This window comes from Rhodococcus sp. MEB064 (assembly GCF_000834565.1).
Classification (GTDB): domain Bacteria; phylum Actinomycetota; class Actinomycetes; order Mycobacteriales; family Mycobacteriaceae; genus Rhodococcoides.
Window position 1 is genome coordinate 14,979 of the sequence record NZ_JXQS01000058.1, and the last position, 15,062, is coordinate 30,040.

At 68.5% G+C, this 15,062-nt stretch carries 19 protein-coding genes and 1 riboswitch; of the genes, 5 read left to right on the top strand and 14 right to left on the bottom strand.

Annotation, left to right across the window (positions count from 1 at the left end):
- Window positions 1-3: 3 nt before the first annotated feature.
- The 4 genes from RU01_RS18715 to RU01_RS18730 all read right to left on the bottom strand — a co-directional run bounded on the left by RU01_RS18715 (window position 4) and on the right by RU01_RS18730 (window position 2,869).
- A complete protein-coding gene (locus tag RU01_RS18715) occupies window positions 4-1,143 on the bottom strand; it encodes a glutamate--cysteine ligase (protein ID WP_042576102.1) in 1,140 nt (379 codons plus the stop codon).
- A 15-nt stretch (window positions 1,144-1,158) separates the two neighbouring features.
- Window positions 1,159-1,893: a superoxide dismutase[Cu-Zn] gene (gene sodC, locus RU01_RS18720; protein ID WP_042576103.1), complete on the bottom strand. Its 735-nt coding sequence runs from the start codon at window positions 1,891-1,893 to the stop codon at window positions 1,159-1,161.
- 80 nt (window positions 1,894-1,973) lie between these two features.
- Window positions 1,974-2,438, bottom strand: coding sequence for a LytR C-terminal domain-containing protein (locus tag RU01_RS18725; RefSeq protein WP_042576333.1), 465 nt, complete (start codon window positions 2,436-2,438; stop codon window positions 1,974-1,976).
- A gap of 104 nt (window positions 2,439-2,542) precedes the next feature.
- Window positions 2,543-2,869, bottom strand: a complete 327-nt coding sequence (locus RU01_RS18730) for a DUF3263 domain-containing protein (protein WP_042576104.1) — start codon at window positions 2,867-2,869, stop codon at window positions 2,543-2,545.
- Window positions 2,870-3,121: 252 nt separating this feature from the next.
- Between RU01_RS18730 and RU01_RS18735 the strand changes: the two genes are divergently transcribed.
- From RU01_RS18735 to RU01_RS18745, 3 genes are read left to right on the top strand one after another with little or no spacing between them, the layout of a single operon-like run.
- Window positions 3,122-3,718: a peptide deformylase gene (locus tag RU01_RS18735; RefSeq protein ID WP_042576105.1), complete on the top strand. Its 597-nt coding sequence runs from the start codon at window positions 3,122-3,124 to the stop codon at window positions 3,716-3,718.
- A gap of 1 nt (window position 3,719) precedes the next feature.
- On the top strand, window positions 3,720-4,628 hold the full coding sequence (locus RU01_RS18740; RefSeq protein WP_042576106.1) for an N-acetylglutamate synthase, CG3035 family: 909 nt from the start codon (window positions 3,720-3,722) through the stop codon (window positions 4,626-4,628).
- Between the two features lie 11 nt (window positions 4,629-4,639).
- Window positions 4,640-5,452, top strand: a complete 813-nt coding sequence (locus tag RU01_RS18745; protein WP_042576107.1) for an exodeoxyribonuclease III — start codon at window positions 4,640-4,642, stop codon at window positions 5,450-5,452.
- On the opposite strand, the gene RU01_RS18750 is transcribed toward RU01_RS18745, so the two are convergent.
- Both RU01_RS18750 and RU01_RS18755 read right to left on the bottom strand, forming a co-directional pair.
- Entirely contained in the window at window positions 5,410-5,739 is a 330-nt protein-coding gene (locus tag RU01_RS18750) for a GNAT family N-acetyltransferase (RefSeq protein ID WP_042576108.1), read from the bottom strand. The genes RU01_RS18745 and RU01_RS18750 overlap by 43 nt on opposite strands.
- An 87-nt stretch (window positions 5,740-5,826) precedes the next feature.
- Window positions 5,827-6,153: a GNAT family N-acetyltransferase gene (locus RU01_RS18755; RefSeq protein ID WP_042576334.1), complete on the bottom strand. Its 327-nt coding sequence runs from the start codon at window positions 6,151-6,153 to the stop codon at window positions 5,827-5,829.
- A 198-nt stretch (window positions 6,154-6,351) separates the two neighbouring features.
- On the opposite strand from RU01_RS18755, the gene thiD reads away from it, so the two are divergent.
- Window positions 6,352-7,206 carry a bifunctional hydroxymethylpyrimidine kinase/phosphomethylpyrimidine kinase gene (thiD, locus tag RU01_RS18760; protein WP_042576109.1) on the top strand — a complete coding sequence of 285 codons (855 nt, stop codon included), beginning with the start codon at window positions 6,352-6,354 and terminating at the stop codon, window positions 7,204-7,206.
- On the opposite strand, the gene RU01_RS18765 is transcribed toward thiD, so the two are convergent.
- The 7 genes from RU01_RS18765 to thiO form a co-directional block, all read right to left on the bottom strand.
- Entirely contained in the window at window positions 7,168-7,905 is a 738-nt protein-coding gene (locus tag RU01_RS18765; RefSeq protein WP_082043262.1) for an adenylate/guanylate cyclase domain-containing protein, read from the bottom strand. The genes thiD and RU01_RS18765 overlap by 39 nt on opposite strands.
- A 123-nt stretch (window positions 7,906-8,028) precedes the next feature.
- On the bottom strand, window positions 8,029-9,501 hold the full coding sequence (locus RU01_RS18770; protein WP_042576111.1) for a M28 family peptidase: 1,473 nt from the start codon (window positions 9,499-9,501) through the stop codon (window positions 8,029-8,031).
- A gap of 24 nt (window positions 9,502-9,525) precedes the next feature.
- A complete protein-coding gene (locus RU01_RS18775; RefSeq protein ID WP_042576112.1) occupies window positions 9,526-10,320 on the bottom strand; it encodes an ABC transporter permease in 795 nt (264 codons plus the stop codon).
- Window positions 10,317-11,270 carry an ABC transporter ATP-binding protein gene (locus tag RU01_RS18780; RefSeq protein WP_042576335.1) on the bottom strand — a complete coding sequence of 318 codons (954 nt, stop codon included), beginning with the start codon at window positions 11,268-11,270 and terminating at the stop codon, window positions 10,317-10,319. Before RU01_RS18780 ends, RU01_RS18775 begins: the two co-directional genes overlap by 4 nt.
- A 112-nt stretch (window positions 11,271-11,382) precedes the next feature.
- On the bottom strand, window positions 11,383-12,156 hold the full coding sequence (locus RU01_RS18785; protein WP_042576113.1) for a thiazole synthase: 774 nt from the start codon (window positions 12,154-12,156) through the stop codon (window positions 11,383-11,385).
- Entirely contained in the window at window positions 12,149-12,355 is a 207-nt protein-coding gene (gene thiS, locus RU01_RS18790) for a sulfur carrier protein ThiS (RefSeq protein WP_042576114.1), read from the bottom strand. The genes RU01_RS18785 and thiS overlap by 8 nt, the downstream gene beginning before the upstream one ends.
- Window positions 12,352-13,428, bottom strand: a complete 1,077-nt coding sequence (thiO, locus tag RU01_RS18795) for a glycine oxidase ThiO (protein ID WP_042576115.1) — start codon at window positions 13,426-13,428, stop codon at window positions 12,352-12,354. The genes thiS and thiO overlap by 4 nt, the downstream gene beginning before the upstream one ends.
- A riboswitch (TPP riboswitch) is annotated at window positions 13,422-13,528 on the bottom strand. It overlaps the preceding gene by 7 nt.
- 75 nt (window positions 13,529-13,603) lie before the next feature.
- Between thiO and thiE the strand changes: the two genes are divergently transcribed.
- On the top strand, window positions 13,604-14,266 hold the full coding sequence (thiE, locus tag RU01_RS18800) for a thiamine phosphate synthase (RefSeq protein ID WP_042576336.1): 663 nt from the start codon (window positions 13,604-13,606) through the stop codon (window positions 14,264-14,266).
- 7 nt (window positions 14,267-14,273) lie between these two features.
- Here the strand turns inward: thiE and RU01_RS18805 are convergent, their stop codons facing one another.
- Window positions 14,274-14,966: an NUDIX hydrolase gene (locus RU01_RS18805; RefSeq protein WP_042576116.1), complete on the bottom strand. Its 693-nt coding sequence runs from the start codon at window positions 14,964-14,966 to the stop codon at window positions 14,274-14,276.
- Window positions 14,967-15,062 lie beyond the last annotated feature (96 nt).

The window sequence follows — 15,062 nt, forward strand, 5'->3', positions numbered from 1 at the left end:
ACGTCAGGCCAGTTCGGCGATCAGAGAGTCGACGACGGCCACCAGGTCGCCGCCCGACGTCCGGGCCACCTCACGCTGGCGTTGATACGACGCTCCCTTGCGCGGGATGTCCGCGACGCTCGCCAGCTCGTCGGAGCATCCGAGTCGCACGGCGATCGGGGTGAGCTTCTCGAGCAGGTCGTTCAGGTCGTCGGTCATCAACCGCTCGTTGCTGTCCGCGTCGAGCACGATCTCGGCGTCGAGGCCGTATCGCGCTGCGCGCCACTTGTTCTCCTGCACGTGCCAGGGCGGGATGGTGTGCAGCGTCTCGCCGGCGTCGAGGCGCTCGTCGAGGTAGACGACCAGGCAGTGGATGAGCGCGACCAGAGCGCCGAGTTCGCGTTTGGTGGACACGCCGTCGCACACGCGGATCTCGATGGTCCCCAGCCGAGGTACCGGCCGGATGTCCCAGTGCATGCCCCCGAGCTGAGAGATGACGCCGGTCTTCATCTGGTCGTGCACGAAACCCTCGAACTGCGACCATTCCTCGAACTGGAACGGCAGTCCGGCCGTCGGCAGCTGCTGGAACATCAAGGCGCGGTTGCTGGCATACCCGGTATCGGAGCCCGCCCACATGGGCGACGACGCCGACAGAGCCAACAGGTGCGGGTACTGCAAGAGGATCGAGTTGAGGATCGGGAAGACACGGTCGGCAGAGCGCAGTCCGACGTGGACGTGCACTCCCCAGATCAGCATCTGACGCCCCCACCACTGGGTGCGCTCGATGAGCTCGTCGTAGTGAGGCGCGGCGGTGAGTTGCTGCGACGACCACTCCGCGAACGGGTGCGTGCCGGCACAGAACAGGTCGACGCCCAACGGATCTGCCGCTCGCCGAACGAGATCGAGCGATTCGCCCAGATCGTCCATCGCTTCGCCGACGGTGTCGCAGATGTCGGTGACCAGTTCGACGGTGTTGCGCAGCAGTTCCTTGGTCACCCTCGGTGTCGCACCACCGGCGAGCTCGACCACCCCCTCCATGACTTCGGAAGCGGTGTTGGAGAGGTCGCGTGTCGTCCTGTCGACGAGCGCGATCTCCCACTCGACGCCGATGGTCGGACGCTCCGACCCGGCGAACGGAACCCGGGTGTCGCGGGGCGATGTCAGAGCGACGGTCCTGCTCTACTCGGACTCGACGACGGCGCAGGCGACGCGGCCGCCTGCGTCACCGGTGCTGAGCGTGGTGGCGTCGGGCACTGCGGCACCGTCGGGGAGCGTGTAGCGGTTCGGGATGTTGGCGAAGTTGTCGGCACCGGCGTGCACGATGACCGCGACGCCGCCGCTCAGATCGTCCAGGGTGACCGAGTCCGTGGTGGTGGTGAGGTCGGCGGTGCCGTCCTCACGGACCTGCAGCGACGTCAGGTCGCCGCTGGCCGGGTGTCCGGTGTTGCCGTTCACCTGGAGGTGGCCGCCCGCGGACAGGAAGTTGCCGGGCTCGCCGCCGGTGGGTGCTACCGAGTTGGGCTCGCACACCGGGTTCTGGTGCATGTGGAGGCCGTGGAAGCCGGGGGTCAGGCCTTCCGCCTCGACGGTGACGGACAGGTGGCCGTCGACCTCGGAGAAGGAGACCGTTCCGACGGTGGCGCCTTCGGGGTCGCGCAGATCGCCCGTCATGGCGACCTCGCCGCCCTCGGCGCTCGCGCCCGACGCACTGCCCTCTTCGCTGTGCGACTCGCCGCCGTGGCTCTCCATGCCTTCCGGGGCGGCGGAGCTGGTGAACACGGGCGGGGTGGTGCCGGCGACGTCGCTGGCCTCCTCGCCGTTGCTGCAGGCCACCAGGCCGAACACGGCGACGGCGGCGAGAGGAGCCACCACGAGGTGGCGACGGGCGACTCGGCTGCGCTTCGAGCTGGCCATGGTGGAGGTCTCCTTGACAGGTGGGACGTGTGTGGAATCGACTCTAGTCAACGGTGGGGGCAGGTCCGTCGGTCGGGGAGCTACTGCGTGACGATGACGATGATGCCGGGCGCGGAGGATTCGATGCCCTCGAAGCGCGGCTGCACCTCGTAGCCCAGAACCGTCCCGATCCGCTCGGCCTCGGCCTGCTGCCCGGACACCGCGCTGTCGTAGTAGACCGTCGACGCGGAGATGGTCCCGCTGCTGTAGTTGCCGGTCTCCCCGACGGTGAAGCCGGCCGATTCGAGTGTCTGCGCGGTCTCCGCCGCGAGTCCGCTGACGTTGCTGTTGTTGAGAACGCGGACGCTGTCGGACGCGGCTGCGGCACTGGTCGTGGGTGTCGCCGTGGTGGTAGCCGGTGCAGGGGTCGCTGCCGGCGCGGCGACCGCGGAACTGGTGGTGGCGCTGGTCGCGGCGGCCTCCGCGGGAGCGGTCTCGTCACCGGAGTCGGTCAGCGAGAACGCACCGAGCCCCAGGAACACGATCGCGAGGGACAGCAGAACCATCGCGAGCGCCCGCAGCGGCGGACCTGAGTTCTCCGGTGTCCGACTGTCGGGATCCGGACTGCCCGGGGTCTGGTTACTCACGCTGTCGAGCCTAGCGACCGGAGTCAGATCTCGAATCCGAGGCGCCTGGCGGCACGTGCCTTCTGACGGCTCGCCCGCAGTCGTCGCAGGCGCTTGACCAACATGGGGTCCGCGGCGAGCGCCTCGGGCTTGTCCACCAGTGCATTGAGTACCTGGTAGTAGCGCGTAGCCGACATGTCGAACAGTTCCTTGATCGCTTCTTCCTTGGCGCCGGCGTACTTCCACCACTGGCGCTCGAAGGACAGAATGTCGTGTTCCCGACGGGAGAGTCCGTCACTCGGATCGTCGGTTCCGGAACCCTCGGCTCCTGTGCCGGATCGTCCGTGACTTCGCGCTGCAGCGCTGTCCATCTCGCTCCTGTCGTCTGTGTCGCCCGACCTGCCGTGTACTGCGGGCAGGCGTGATACTCGGGCTACGCCGTGTTCTCGCGCGCGTTCCCCCGGACCCCGAAAGGTCCGCGCACGGCGGTGAATCACATCCGTGTCGTTCGTCGCCAATCTAACCACGGACGGACGCCCCGGACGCGCCGACACTTCCGGCGCGTCGACACCGACGACAGTGGACGAAAGTGTGCCCGGGAGTGGGCAGTATCCTTACCGACCATGGCAATTCTCCCCATCCGCATCGTCGGCGACCCGGTGCTGCACACCCCGACCCAGCCCGTCACGGCGTCGCCCGCGGAACTCGAGACGTTGATCGCCGACATGTACGACACGCTCGAAGCGGCCAAGGGTGTCGGCCTGGCTGCCAACCAGGTCGGAGAGTCGCTGCGACTGTTCATCTACGACTGCCCCGATCACGCAGAGGACGGCACGGTGACGCGTCGCCGCGGCGAGGTGATCAACCCGGTCCTCGAGACGTCCGCGATCCCCGAGACGATGCCGGACCCGGACGACGACGACGAGGGCTGCCTGTCCGTTCCCGGCGAGCAGCATCCGACCGGCCGCGCCGAGTGGGCCCGGGTCACGGGCACCGACGCCAAGGGCGAACCCGTCGACATCGAGGGCCACGGTTTCTTCGCCCGGATGTTGCAGCACGAGGTGGGCCACCTCGACGGCTTCCTGTACGTCGACGTCCTCGTCGGCCGCAATGCTCGCGCGGCCAAGAAGGCCATCAAGAAGCAGGGGTGGGGCGTCCCCGGGCTGAGCTGGATTCCGGGAACCGTGGCCGATCCGTTCGGTCACGACGACGACGACTGACGTGGCCGATCCGGCACCGGGCACCCGGGTAGTGGTGCGCTACCGGCTGCCGGAGGGCTCGACGCCGCCGCTCACCGACGTCATCGGCCGACTCGACGCCGCGGGCGAGAGCCTGGTCGTGCAGCCGGAGTCGGGCGAGGCGGTGACGATCCCGCGCGATCGCGTCGTCGTCGTCAAGGCACTCGCTGCCCGTCCCATCCGGAATTCGGAGATCCGGAATCTCGAGAGTGCCGCCGCCCATGCGTGGCCCGGCGTCGAGCAGGACTGGCTCGACGGATGGTTGCTGCGCGCGGCCGACGGCCTCACTCTCCGTGGGAACTCCGCCGTCCCGGTGCGTCCCGACGCGTCCGAGGCCTCCCTTCCCGACATCGAGCGGTGGTATCGAGATCGGGGCCTGACTCCTCGACTGTCGTTGCCGGACAGAGTCTTCCGGCCACCGTCCGGGTGGACGCTCACGGACGCAGCCGTGGTGCTGACCCGCCCTCTGACGGACGCGCGTGCCCCGAGGGACGCCGTCGCGACGACGACACCCGACGATCGTTGGCTCGCCCATCACCCGCGTTACGACGCTCCGGCCGGTGTCCCGCTGCTGACCTCGGTGGTCGACGGGGTCACCGCGTTCCTCCGGCTCGACGATGCTGCCACTGCCCGCGTCGCCGTCACGTCGGCTCCCGACGGCAGGCGCTGGGCGGGCATCACCGCCGTGACGACGCACCCCGAGCGGCGTCGGCAAGGATGGGCGCGGCGGATCTGCGCCGAGGCGTGCGCGTGGGGTGCGGAGAACGGCGCGACCCACGGGTACGTCCAGGTGGAGGAATCGAACGCGGCTGCTCTGCGGCTCTACGACGGTCTCGGCTTCGGCGAGCACCATCGCTACCGCTACGCGGAGCCGGGTCCGTCCTCGAGTTAGTCTCGCTCACCGTGCGCATCGCTACGTGGAACGTGAACTCCGTCCGATCCCGAGCAGATCGCATCGTCGACTGGCTGGGGCGGTCCGACGTCGACGTCCTGGCGATCCAGGAGACGAAGTGCAAGGACGAGCAATTCCCCTACCAGCGCTTCACCGACATCGGATACCAGGTCGCCCACGTCGGGACGAGTCAGTGGAACGGTGTCGCCATCGCCTCCCGTGTGGGCTTGGACGACGTGCAGATCGGCTTCGAGAATCAGCCCGGTTTCAGCAAGGACCCGGAGGTCCCGCCGGCCGACGAGGCACGCGCGATCGGTGCGACATGCGGGGGCGTGCGGATGTGGAGCCTCTACGTTCCCAACGGTCGGTCGCTCGACGATCCGCACTACCGCTACAAGCTGGACTGGCTCGCCACCTTGCGTGACGACGCCCGGTCGTGGCTGGCCGCCGACCCCGACGCCCGCATCGCGCTGGTCGGGGATTGGAACGTCGCGCCCACCGACGACGACGTGTGGGACCCCGCGCTGTTCGAGGGACGCACTCACACCTCACCGGACGAACGTGCAGCGTTCCAGGCGGTGGTCGACGCAGGGTTCGCCGACGTGGTCCGCCCGTTCACGCCGGGCCCAGGGGTGTACACGTACTGGGACTACACGCAGCTACGGTTCCCGCGCAGGGAAGGCCTGCGGATCGACTTCGTGCTGGGATCGCCCGCACTCGCGGCCCTGGTCACGGATGCGTCGATCGACCGCCAGGAACGCAAGGGGAAGGGTGCGAGCGATCACGCACCGGTCGTCGTGGAACTGAGCGACGCCGGATCCTGATCGGCGACCAGGTCGAGGTACTCGATGTTGGCACCGATGAACCGTCGGACATAGGTGCAGACGGGCCACACCGTCAGATCGCCGATGCGCAGGATGTCGAGCGCCCCTCGGACCAGCACCGCGGCCCAACCGTGGTCACCGAATTCTTCTCTGACGACCGTGTGCTGCAGCACGACGGTGGTGGTTCCGGGTGCGACCTCGTAGGCCAGGATGCCCACGAGCTCGTCGTCCACCGTCAGTTCGAACCGCGAGCGGCTCGGATCGTCGGACACGAGACTGTTGTGCATGACAACAGTCCATCACCGATTCTGTGACTCATGGGACTGAAGTTGCAGTTGATACGCTATCGCGACCGTATCGACACCGTGTCGAGATCAGTCGGAGGTGACCATGTCCCGGTATTCGGGGTTCTCGGCGACGAACCGCTGGACGTAGGTGCACACCGGCTTGACCTTCCAGCCGTAGCTGCGGGCGGCGTCGAGCGAGTTGCGCACCATGATGGCCGCGAGTCCGCGATGACCGAAGTCCTCGGTGATCACCGCGTGCATGAAGCTGACCACCGGTTGACGGCGCGCCCCGCGCCCCACGGAGTCGACCGGGAAATATCCCACGATGCCGACGAGGTCGCCGTTGAGCCTGAGCTCGAAACGGTTCTGATGGGGGTTGTCCGTGACATCGGTGACGGGCGCATCCGACAGCATCATTCATTCTCCTGGCGACCATGGTTCTGTGCGAACACGTGGAACGGGGCGATACACGTGCAGCCTCGTTGCCGCGAGCGTGCGCGTCACGTGGGTGTGTGACGTAGGCCACTATTCCACAGGTCGGCGTTCTTCGCCGGTGGAGCAGGCAAATATGTGGCGAAGTCACTGCGAACGGGCTCGAGTACAGTTCCGCGTGTGACACTGCTCCCGCTCGCACCGTCCGGCTCCACTCCGCTCCGTGTGCTCACGATCGCCGGAACCGACTCCGGTGGCGGCGCCGGAATCCAGGCCGATTCCCGCACGATCGCCCTGTGCGGACTGCACGCATGCGTGGCCGTCGCGGCCGTCACGGTGCAGAACACGGTCGGTGTCAGCGGTTTTCACGAGATCCCGCCCGAAGTCGTCGCTGCTCAGGTCCGAACGGTGGTGTCCGACATCGGGATCGGCGCGGCGAAGACGGGCATGCTCGCCTCGACTCGGATCATCGACGCGGTGACGGACGTGTGCCGCGAGGTCGGCATCGGGCGCGGTAGCGCCGTACCCCTGGTGGTCGACCCGGTCTCGGCATCCATGCACGGCGACTCCCTGCTGCACGCCGACGCGCTGGATGCGTTGCGCAGCAAGCTCATTCCTCTGGCCACCGTGGTCACGCCCAACCTCGACGAAGTGCGGCTCCTCACCGGCATCGAGGTCGTCGACGAGCGGACCGCACGGTCCGCCGCCGAGGCGCTGCATGCACTCGGAGCTCAGTGGGCCGTGGTGAAGGGCGGCCACCTCCGGTCGTCGTCGGACAGCACGGACCTGCTCTACGACGGTGATCGGATGCTCGAGTTCACCAACCCCCGCATCGACACGGGGAACGACCACGGCGGCGGCGACACCCTGGCGGCTGCGCTGGCGTGCGCGTTGGCACACGGATGGTCGGTTCCCGACGCGTTCGCCTTCGCCAAGGAGTGGGTGACGAAGTCCCTGGAGGCGGCCTACGACCTCGGCGGCGGCCACGGACCGGTGTCACCGCTCTGGCGTCTGCACCAGTCTCACGATGCGTAGATCCTCCGGCACCCCGGTCAGCTTCGGCGAGAACAACCCGCGCCGATAGGGCTTCACCGACAGCTGCGCCGCGTCGAGCACCTGCGGCGACACCAGATCCATCGCGGTGTTCGAGATCATGACGTTGCCGTCGGCGCCCGTCTGCATGACGCGCGCGGCGACCGTGACGTCGACTCCCAGCCAGTCGGACCCGACGGCGCGGGGACAGCCCGTGTGGATACCGACGCGCATCCGCGGGGTGTAACCGTTCACGTCGACCCGCGCGAGCGCCGCCTGTGCCTCGAACACGGCCCGCACGGCGTTGTCCGCGCTGGGGAACACGGCCATCAGACCGTCGCCGAGCCGTTTGACGATGTGCCCGCCGCGGTCCAGCATCGGACGCTCGACCGCCCGCGCGACCTGCTTGAGCAGCACCAACGTCGTCGCGTCGCCGGCGCCCAGCGACCAGGTGGAGAAGCCGACCAGATCGGTGAAGACGATGGTCACCTCGCGTTCGCCGCGGCCGCGGCCGGTGCGCTCGAGCAGCGCCTGCCACACCTGGAGTGCGCCGAGCGACATCTCCTTGGAGGCGCCGGGGGTGTCGCTCTGCAGCCGATCGGTCACTCTCGCGACCATGCGTGCGGCTCCCGGCCCCGCCGTGGACAGCGGATCGCCGAACGACGGATCGCCGGGAAGCGCGCCGCGGACACGCTTGACCATCTCCACCACGCGCGGAGTCCTGTTCACGGTGCGGGCAGTGTCGGCTACCTTGCGGAGGGCGGCACCGACATCACGATTCACCTGGCAACCATATCTTGTCGTTACTCGGGGTGACAGTAATTGTCACTCGGGTTGGCGGGCGGCGACCCTGTCCGCACCCACCGGAACCCCGTTCGCGCCGGTCACGGACTCGGCGTATGTGCCGATTCCGTACGCCACGGCCTTCGCATTGATCTCCAGAGCGTCGCGGTCGACGTTCTCCAACGTGTCCTGCGCGGTGTGATAGTTCGGGTCGAACTGGGCGTCGGCCTCCCCGCCCCACTTCTGCGCCTGCTCCGCCGTCTTGTTCTCGTCCGCACCGCTGAACACACCACCCGACGGGATACCGACCTCGATGAACGGGCCGTAGTCCGAGCGGCCGTCGAAGTCGGTTCCGTCGGCGTCTTCCCGTGCCAACGTCTCCTCGAAGACCCGCTCGATGGCGTCGGATCCGTCGGGACCGGCAGGCTCGCCGGTCTTGTCGGAGTCGTCACCGTCGTAGACGAGGTAACCGGCGTTGTTCGACCCGACCATGTCGAAGTTCAGGTACAGCGCGATCGCGTTCCTGTCTTCGTCCGACAGCGACTCGACGTATTTCGTGGACCCGACGAGGCCCAACTCCTCCGCGCCCCAGAACCCGAAGCGCACGGCGTTGGTGACGTCGGGCGCCCCGCCCATCTGCAACGCCGTCTCGAGAACCGCCGCGGTGCCGGTGCCGTTGTCGTTGATCCCCGGCCCCTCGGGTACCGAGTCGAGGTGCGCACCCGCCATGACGACGTCCTCGGTGGATCCCGTCGTCGTCTGCGCGACGATGTTGCGACTCTTCGTGGTCTCGGTCTCCGCCGCGACGGTGATCACCGCAGGGCCGGGGGCCGCGGCCAAAGCTGCGCCGTCCTCGCGGCTCACACCGACCGACGGGATGCGCGCGTCCTCCTTCGACCCCAGGGTGCCGGCGTCGAGCGGGCCGTCCTCGTTGTTCGAGACGACGACGGCGACAGCACCGCGATCCGCCGCGATCTGCCCCTTCTGCGCGAACGAGCAGACACCGCGCGGAACCAGGACGACCGCGCCGGTGACCGGCAGTCCGTCGTAGTCGGACGCTTCACAGCCCGGCGACTCGTCCGCCGGGGCTGCGACGATCGGACCGGTCACCCCGCCGGTGGGTGTGGCCGGGGAGTACGTGAACGCGTTGACCTCGACGTCCCGGTCGAGCGCACGGAGCGCGACCGAGTCGAGGGTGTAACTGTCGAACTGGAACTCGGGTGTCTCGACGTCGAAGCCTGCATCGCGCAGCGCACCGGCCACGTAGTCGACGCTGGCGTCGTATCCGGAGGTTCCCGCCGCGCGGTTGCCGTCGTTGGCATCCGCGATGTCCGTGAGCTTCTGCAGGTGGCCGACGACGGCGTCGAGCGAGACGGCCTCGGACAGCGACGAACCCGTGACCGGTGCGGCCACGGGTTCGTCGGACGATTCTGCGGTGTCACTGCTGCACGATGCCAGGGCCAGAACCCCGGCGGCGCACATCGCGAGGGACAGGGTCGACCGTTTCGTCCGCATACGTCACCCTAACGGGAGACACCGTCATGCGTCGCGCTTGTTCACCACCACCACGGCCGCGCCGAAGATGACGACGACGAAGGCCGCGAAGTAGGCGAGACTGCCCCACGGACCCCAGTGGTACTCGACCCCGCCGGGCGATCCGAGGAAGTTGTTCGCATTCATGAACGGCAGGAACGGCATGATCTCGCGCCCGACGCTGCCGAAGAGGTTGAACAGCGACTCGATGAGCAGCGGCCAGAGCAGGAGAAGTGCCACCGCGGCTGCCGACTGACGCAGCAGCGCACCGACACCGACGGCCAGCACGACGCACAGGAACGCGTAGATCGGCACACCGTAGATCGCCCGCCACGCCTCACCGCCCTCGAGCACCAGAGCCGACCCCGCATCGGGTCCTGCGAACGCCTTGGCGACGTAGAACGCACCGAGAGTGAGCACGAAGGACAGCACCGCCCCGAAGACACCGATCAGAAGGGCTTTGACACCCAGAACCGATGCGCGAGAGGGGATTGCCTGGAACGTCGTGCGGATGATGCCGAACCGGTACTCGCTGGTGATCGCCAGCGCGGCCAGGATCATGAGCACCAGGACGCCGAAGCCGCTGACGCCCGCGACGGCGTCCGGCAGAGTCGGCAGGAAGGGCTCGAACCCGGGGTTCTCACCACTGGTGACGTCGTTCTGGAACGACGAGAAGGACGACTTGGCGGTGATGCCGATGACGGCGCCGATACCCAGTCCGAGCACGACGATGATCACCGTGCACCACCACGGGGATTTGGTCGACGTAAGCTTTATCCGTTCCGCTGCAAGAACACTCATCGCAGTGCCCCTCCCATCGAGTCGTCGCCCGCGCCGGCACCGTGGTACTGCACGTCGTCACCGGTCAATTTCATGAATGCTTCTTCGAGCGACCCGTGCTGCGACGCCAACTCGTGCAGGACGATGTTGTGACGAGCCGCGATCTCACCGATCGCCTCGGTGGTCGATTCCGACACCACGAGGGCGGGGTGCACCTCGTCGAGGCTGCTGGGTTCCTTCACCGTCAGACCGGCGGATGTCAGCGCACTCCGGAGCGCGTCGAGCTGCGGGCTCCGGACGCGCACCGAGGACTCCGATGCATGGTCGACAAAGTCCTGCACGGACGAGTCGGAGATGAGCTTGCCGCGGCCGATGACGATCAACTGCTCTGCGGTGAGCGCCATCTCGGACAGCAGGTGCGAGGACACCAGGACCGTGCGGCCCTCGGATGCCAGGCGCTGCATGAACTTCCGGATCCAGACGATCCCCTCGGGATCGAGGCCGTTGACCGGCTCGTCGAACATGAGGACCTTCGGATCTCCCAGCAGGGCGCCGGCGAGGCCGAGCCGCTGGGACATACCGAGGGAGAACCCGCCGGCCTTCTGCTTGGCCACCTCGGTCAGCCCGACGAGCCGCAGCACCTCGTCCACGCGGGACGAGGAGATGCCGTTCGACGCGGCCATCCACTGCAGGTGGGCCTTGGCGGATCGGTTGGGGTGCACCCACTTCGCATCGAGCAGCGCACCGACGGACCGGAGCGGGTTCTTCAGCTCACGGTAGGGCCGGCCCTCGATGAGAGCAGTTCCCGACGTGGGCTGGTCGAGCCCGAGGATCATCCGCATCGTGGTGGACTTACCGGCGCCGTTCGGCCCGAGAAAGCCTGTCACGATGCCGGGGCGGACCGTGAACGACAGATCGTCCACGGCTTTCTTGGCACCGAACTGTTTGGTCAAGCCTGTCACTTCGATCATGTGCACCACCATGCCCGTGCACACTGCCGTCGCACATCAGCCCCGGGTCTCGACCCGGGTCATCCGAAGGGATGACGTACACCCCGACCCGTCCCTTAGCGGTCCCCCGAGATCAGTCCAGGTCGGGGGAGGACGCCTGGGCCCAGAACCGCTTCGGAATGCGCCCCGCGAGCCGAGCCTGCCGCCCACCGGCGACGGCGTTCGCCATGGCGCAGGCCATCATCCGCGGATCCCGTGCCCGGGTGACGGCCGTGGCGAGCAGGACCGCGTCGCACCCCAACTCCATGGCCAGCGCAGCATCGCTCGCGGTGCCGATCCCCGCGTCGAGCACCACCGGAACCCCCGCGGCGGAGGTGATCATCTCGATGTTGTGCGGGTTGGCGATACCCAGACCCGTACCGATCGGTGAACCCAGCGGCATCACCGCCGCGCATCCCACGTCCTCGAGTCGTCGCGCCAGCACCGGGTCGTCGGTCGTGTAGGGCAGCACCACGAAGTCGTCGTCGACGAGTTCCTCGGCTGCCCGCACCAACTCGATGGCGTCGGGAAGCAGTGTCCGGTCGTCGGCGATGACTTCCAACTTGATCCAGTTCGTGTCCAACGCTTCTCGGGCCAACCGGGCTGTGAGAACCGCCTCGGCGCTACCGCGACACCCGGCAGTGTTGGGCAGGAGCGCGATGCCGAGCCGGGTCAGCAGGTCCAGCACGCCGGTGCCGCCGCCCGCGTCGACGCGGCGCAAGGCGACCGTCGTCAGTTCGGTTCCGGAGGCCACCAACGCTTCTTCGAGGACAGCCAGGTTCGCGGCACCGCCCGTGCCCATGATCAGCCGGGATCCGAAGGAGCGGCCGGCGATCTCGAGGGCATCCGACGCCTGTTGTTCAGCCACCCTGCACCGCCGTGAGCACGTCCACGGTCCATCCGCGTCCGACTTCCTCACCCCACCGGGCGCGCGGGAACACCACGCCGTCGACGGCGACGGCGATTCCCTTGTCGGGGAGACCGAGGCTCGACAGCATGGTGTGCACCGTCGTTCCCGGATCCAGAACGTGCTCGGCACCGTTGACGGTGACTCCGACAGGAATCATGACTGTGCTCCTACTGTCATCGAGAATCGTTGGGGCAGAGCGCATCGCGCCGCGGCGAGAGGCGCGCCGTCCAGCTCTGCGACCACCGCGTCGGCCGTGACGGGCGCGAGGAGGACACCGTTGCGGCCGTGTCCGGCAGCGACGACCACACGGTCGTCGACGGAGCCGATGATCGGGATGTTGTCCGGGCTGCCGGGTCGCAGTCCCGCCGCGGCTTCCGCCAGTTCGTAGTCGCCGATGGCGGGGAACACCGCCTCCGCGTCGGCGAGCAGATCGCGAACACCGCCGACCGTGACCGCCGTGTCGTTGCCGTGCTCGTACTGGGTAGCCCCGACGACCAGACCGTCTCCGCGGGGAACGAGGTAGACGGCGCGTCCGTTGACGCTCGCACGAATCGTCCGGGTGGGCGCGGCGGCCGACCCACTACGAGCGCGGAGCCGCAGGATCTCGCCCTTCACCGGGCGGACGGGAAGTCCCGGCACCAGCGACGCGGCGGCCCACCCGGCAGCCACGACGATCCGCTCGGTCGTCACGGCCCCGAGATCGGTGACGGGTTCTCGCGACACCCGGACGCCCGCGGCCAGGATCTCGGCTTCGAGAAAGGCCACCACCGCACGATTGTCGACGGCCATCTCGGCGGGAGCCGACACCCCGGCCCGCACCCGTGGCGACACGGCCGGTTCCAGTCCGCGGACGTCACTGCGGGAGAGCATCGTCAGGTCGTGCCCCTGCGCGCGCACCCAGTCGGCGGCGGTACGCAGGTCGGCGGCGTCGGCCGCGTCGAAGGCGACGGTCACCGAACCGGTGGACGTGACCACACCCGGCCCCGGGTCGATGTCGTGCCACCTGCGCAACGACTCCGCTCCCAGCGAGAGAAGATCGTGCTCACCGGGCCACCCCTCGGACAGGGGCGCGAGCATGCCGCCGGCGACCCAGCTCGCCGCTCCGTCGCCGACGGTGCGGTTGCCGAACACCGGGTCGTGCAGAGTGACCGACCATCCCGCCGTCGCGGCGGCCCGGGCGATGAACAGCCCGATCACTCCTCCGCCCACGACGGTCACGGATCGCTCCACGGAAACTCACTTCCTCCGCCGGCATGACCCGGGTCAGGTATTTACGGTCTGGGCCTGCGGCCCACTCTCAGCCCCCAGCGGGACTCCCGTGTTCGTTCGTCGTCCACTCTATCCGGTGAGCGTGTCGTCCCGTACCGGCCCACGTACTAGGTTCGTGCTCGTGACCACCTTGGGAATGACTGCCCGCGAGCGGCTCGCGACCGCCCGCCTGTACCTCTGCACCGATGCGCGCCGGGACACCGGCGATCTGGCGAAGTTCGTCGATGCCGCACTGTCCGGTGGAGTCGACATCGTCCAGCTGCGAGACAAGGGTTCCGCGGGCGAGAAGAAGTTCGGGGCCCTCGAGGCCAAGGAGGAGCTCGCCGCCCTCGCCGTCATCTCCGCTGCCTGCCGACGGCACGGCGCGCTGATGGCCGTGAACGACCGCGCCGACATCGCCTTGGCGTCGGGCGCGGACGTGCTGCACCTCGGCCAGAACGATCTGCCCGTCCACTACGCGCGGCGCATCGTCGGCCCGGACGTCGTGATCGGCCGGTCCACGCAGAACCGGTCGCAGGCCACTCTCGCCGACATCGAGGACGGCGTCGACTACTTCGCGACGGGCCCGGTCTGGGCCACTCCGACCAAGCCCGGTCGGTCCGCGGCGGGCGTCGACGTCGTGCGCGAGGTCGCCGACTCGCATCCGACTCGCCCGTGGTTCGTGATCGGCGGGGTGGAGATGTCGACGGTGCAGCACGCACTCGACGCGGGAGCCACCCGCATCGCCGTGGTCCGCGCGATCACGCAGGCACGTGATCCCGAAGCGGCCGCGAGGGCACTGCTCGATCTCCTGCCCTGAGCGTCGGTCAGAGCGACTCGGGGGCGAGGACCGTCACGTCGGCGGAGACGGCCCCACGGACCGCGTCGTCGGCGGTGACGACGACGGTGTGCAGCTCCGTCGGGTGCTGCGCCGCGGCGACGGCCGATTCCACGTCGTCCGCGGCGACGACGTCGACGACCCAGCCGAAGCGTCCGACGTCGAGGCGAACGGTTCTCGCGCCCAGGTCGAGCGACGCGTCCGGCGCCAGCACGGCACGGACCGCGACGGTGCGCAGCGACGGCCAGCTGACGGCGAACGCGGGATGCAGCGGCAGGCTCTCGACGTCCTTCTCGGCCACCCAGCGCAGCTCGGTGCTCTCCCCGTTGGGCACGGTGTCCAGTTCGTGGTCCGTATCGGCGACGACGGTGGTGTACGACCACCCGGAGTCCTCGACGGCGGTGACGTGTTCTGCGCGGACGGTCAGCAGGTCGTCGGTGATGCCGGCTTCCTCGCCCGCCTCGCGCACGGCGGCGTGCTCGGCGCTCTCGTGAGAATCCCGCGCGCCCCCCGGTAGAGCCCACGTTCCGCCCTGATGGCTCCATGCCGCGCGATGCTGCAACAGCACCGACGACTCGCCGGATCCGCTCGGCGCGCGCAGCAGCAGACCCGCCGCACCGTGCCGACCCCAGTGCCGGCTCCCGTCGCTGCTGAAGACCCAGCCGTCGCCGTCACCGCGCATGGTTCACCGTCCGCATCGCTCCACCCTATTCGTCTTCTCGATTCGTCCGCCCGGCCGTGAACGGCAACGCAGGTAGGCATGTGTTCGAGCGCAGGT

Bases quoted from the DNA above. Each gene is read 5' to 3' on its own strand.
- sodC (WP_042576103.1), bottom strand. From the start codon at position 1,893: ATGGCCAGCTCGAAGCGCAGCCGAGTCGCCCGTCGCCACCTCGTGGTG.
- RU01_RS18725 (WP_042576333.1), bottom strand. From the start codon at position 2,438: ATGGTTCTGCTGTCCCTCGCGATCGTGTTCCTGGGGCTCGGTGCGTTC.
- RU01_RS18730 (WP_042576104.1), bottom strand. From the start codon at position 2,869: ATGGACAGCGCTGCAGCGCGAAGTCACGGACGATCCGGCACAGGAGCC.
- RU01_RS18735 (WP_042576105.1), top strand. From the start codon at position 3,122: ATGGCAATTCTCCCCATCCGCATCGTCGGCGACCCGGTGCTGCACACC.
- RU01_RS18750 (WP_042576108.1), bottom strand. From the start codon at position 5,739: ATGCACAACAGTCTCGTGTCCGACGATCCGAGCCGCTCGCGGTTCGAA.
- RU01_RS18755 (WP_042576334.1), bottom strand. From the start codon at position 6,153: ATGCTGTCGGATGCGCCCGTCACCGATGTCACGGACAACCCCCATCAG.
- RU01_RS18765 (WP_082043262.1), bottom strand. From the start codon at position 7,905: ATGGTCAAGCGTGTCCGCGGCGCGCTTCCCGGCGATCCGTCGTTCGGC.
- RU01_RS18770 (WP_042576111.1), bottom strand. From the start codon at position 9,501: ATGCGGACGAAACGGTCGACCCTGTCCCTCGCGATGTGCGCCGCCGGG.
- RU01_RS18775 (WP_042576112.1), bottom strand. From the start codon at position 10,320: ATGAGTGTTCTTGCAGCGGAACGGATAAAGCTTACGTCGACCAAATCC.
- RU01_RS18780 (WP_042576335.1), bottom strand. From the start codon at position 11,270: ATGATCGAAGTGACAGGCTTGACCAAACAGTTCGGTGCCAAGAAAGCC.
- thiS (WP_042576114.1), bottom strand. From the start codon at position 12,355: ATGATTCCTGTCGGAGTCACCGTCAACGGTGCCGAGCACGTTCTGGAT.
- thiE (WP_042576336.1), top strand. From the start codon at position 13,604: ATGACTGCCCGCGAGCGGCTCGCGACCGCCCGCCTGTACCTCTGCACC.
- RU01_RS18805 (WP_042576116.1), bottom strand. From the start codon at position 14,966: ATGCGCGGTGACGGCGACGGCTGGGTCTTCAGCAGCGACGGGAGCCGG.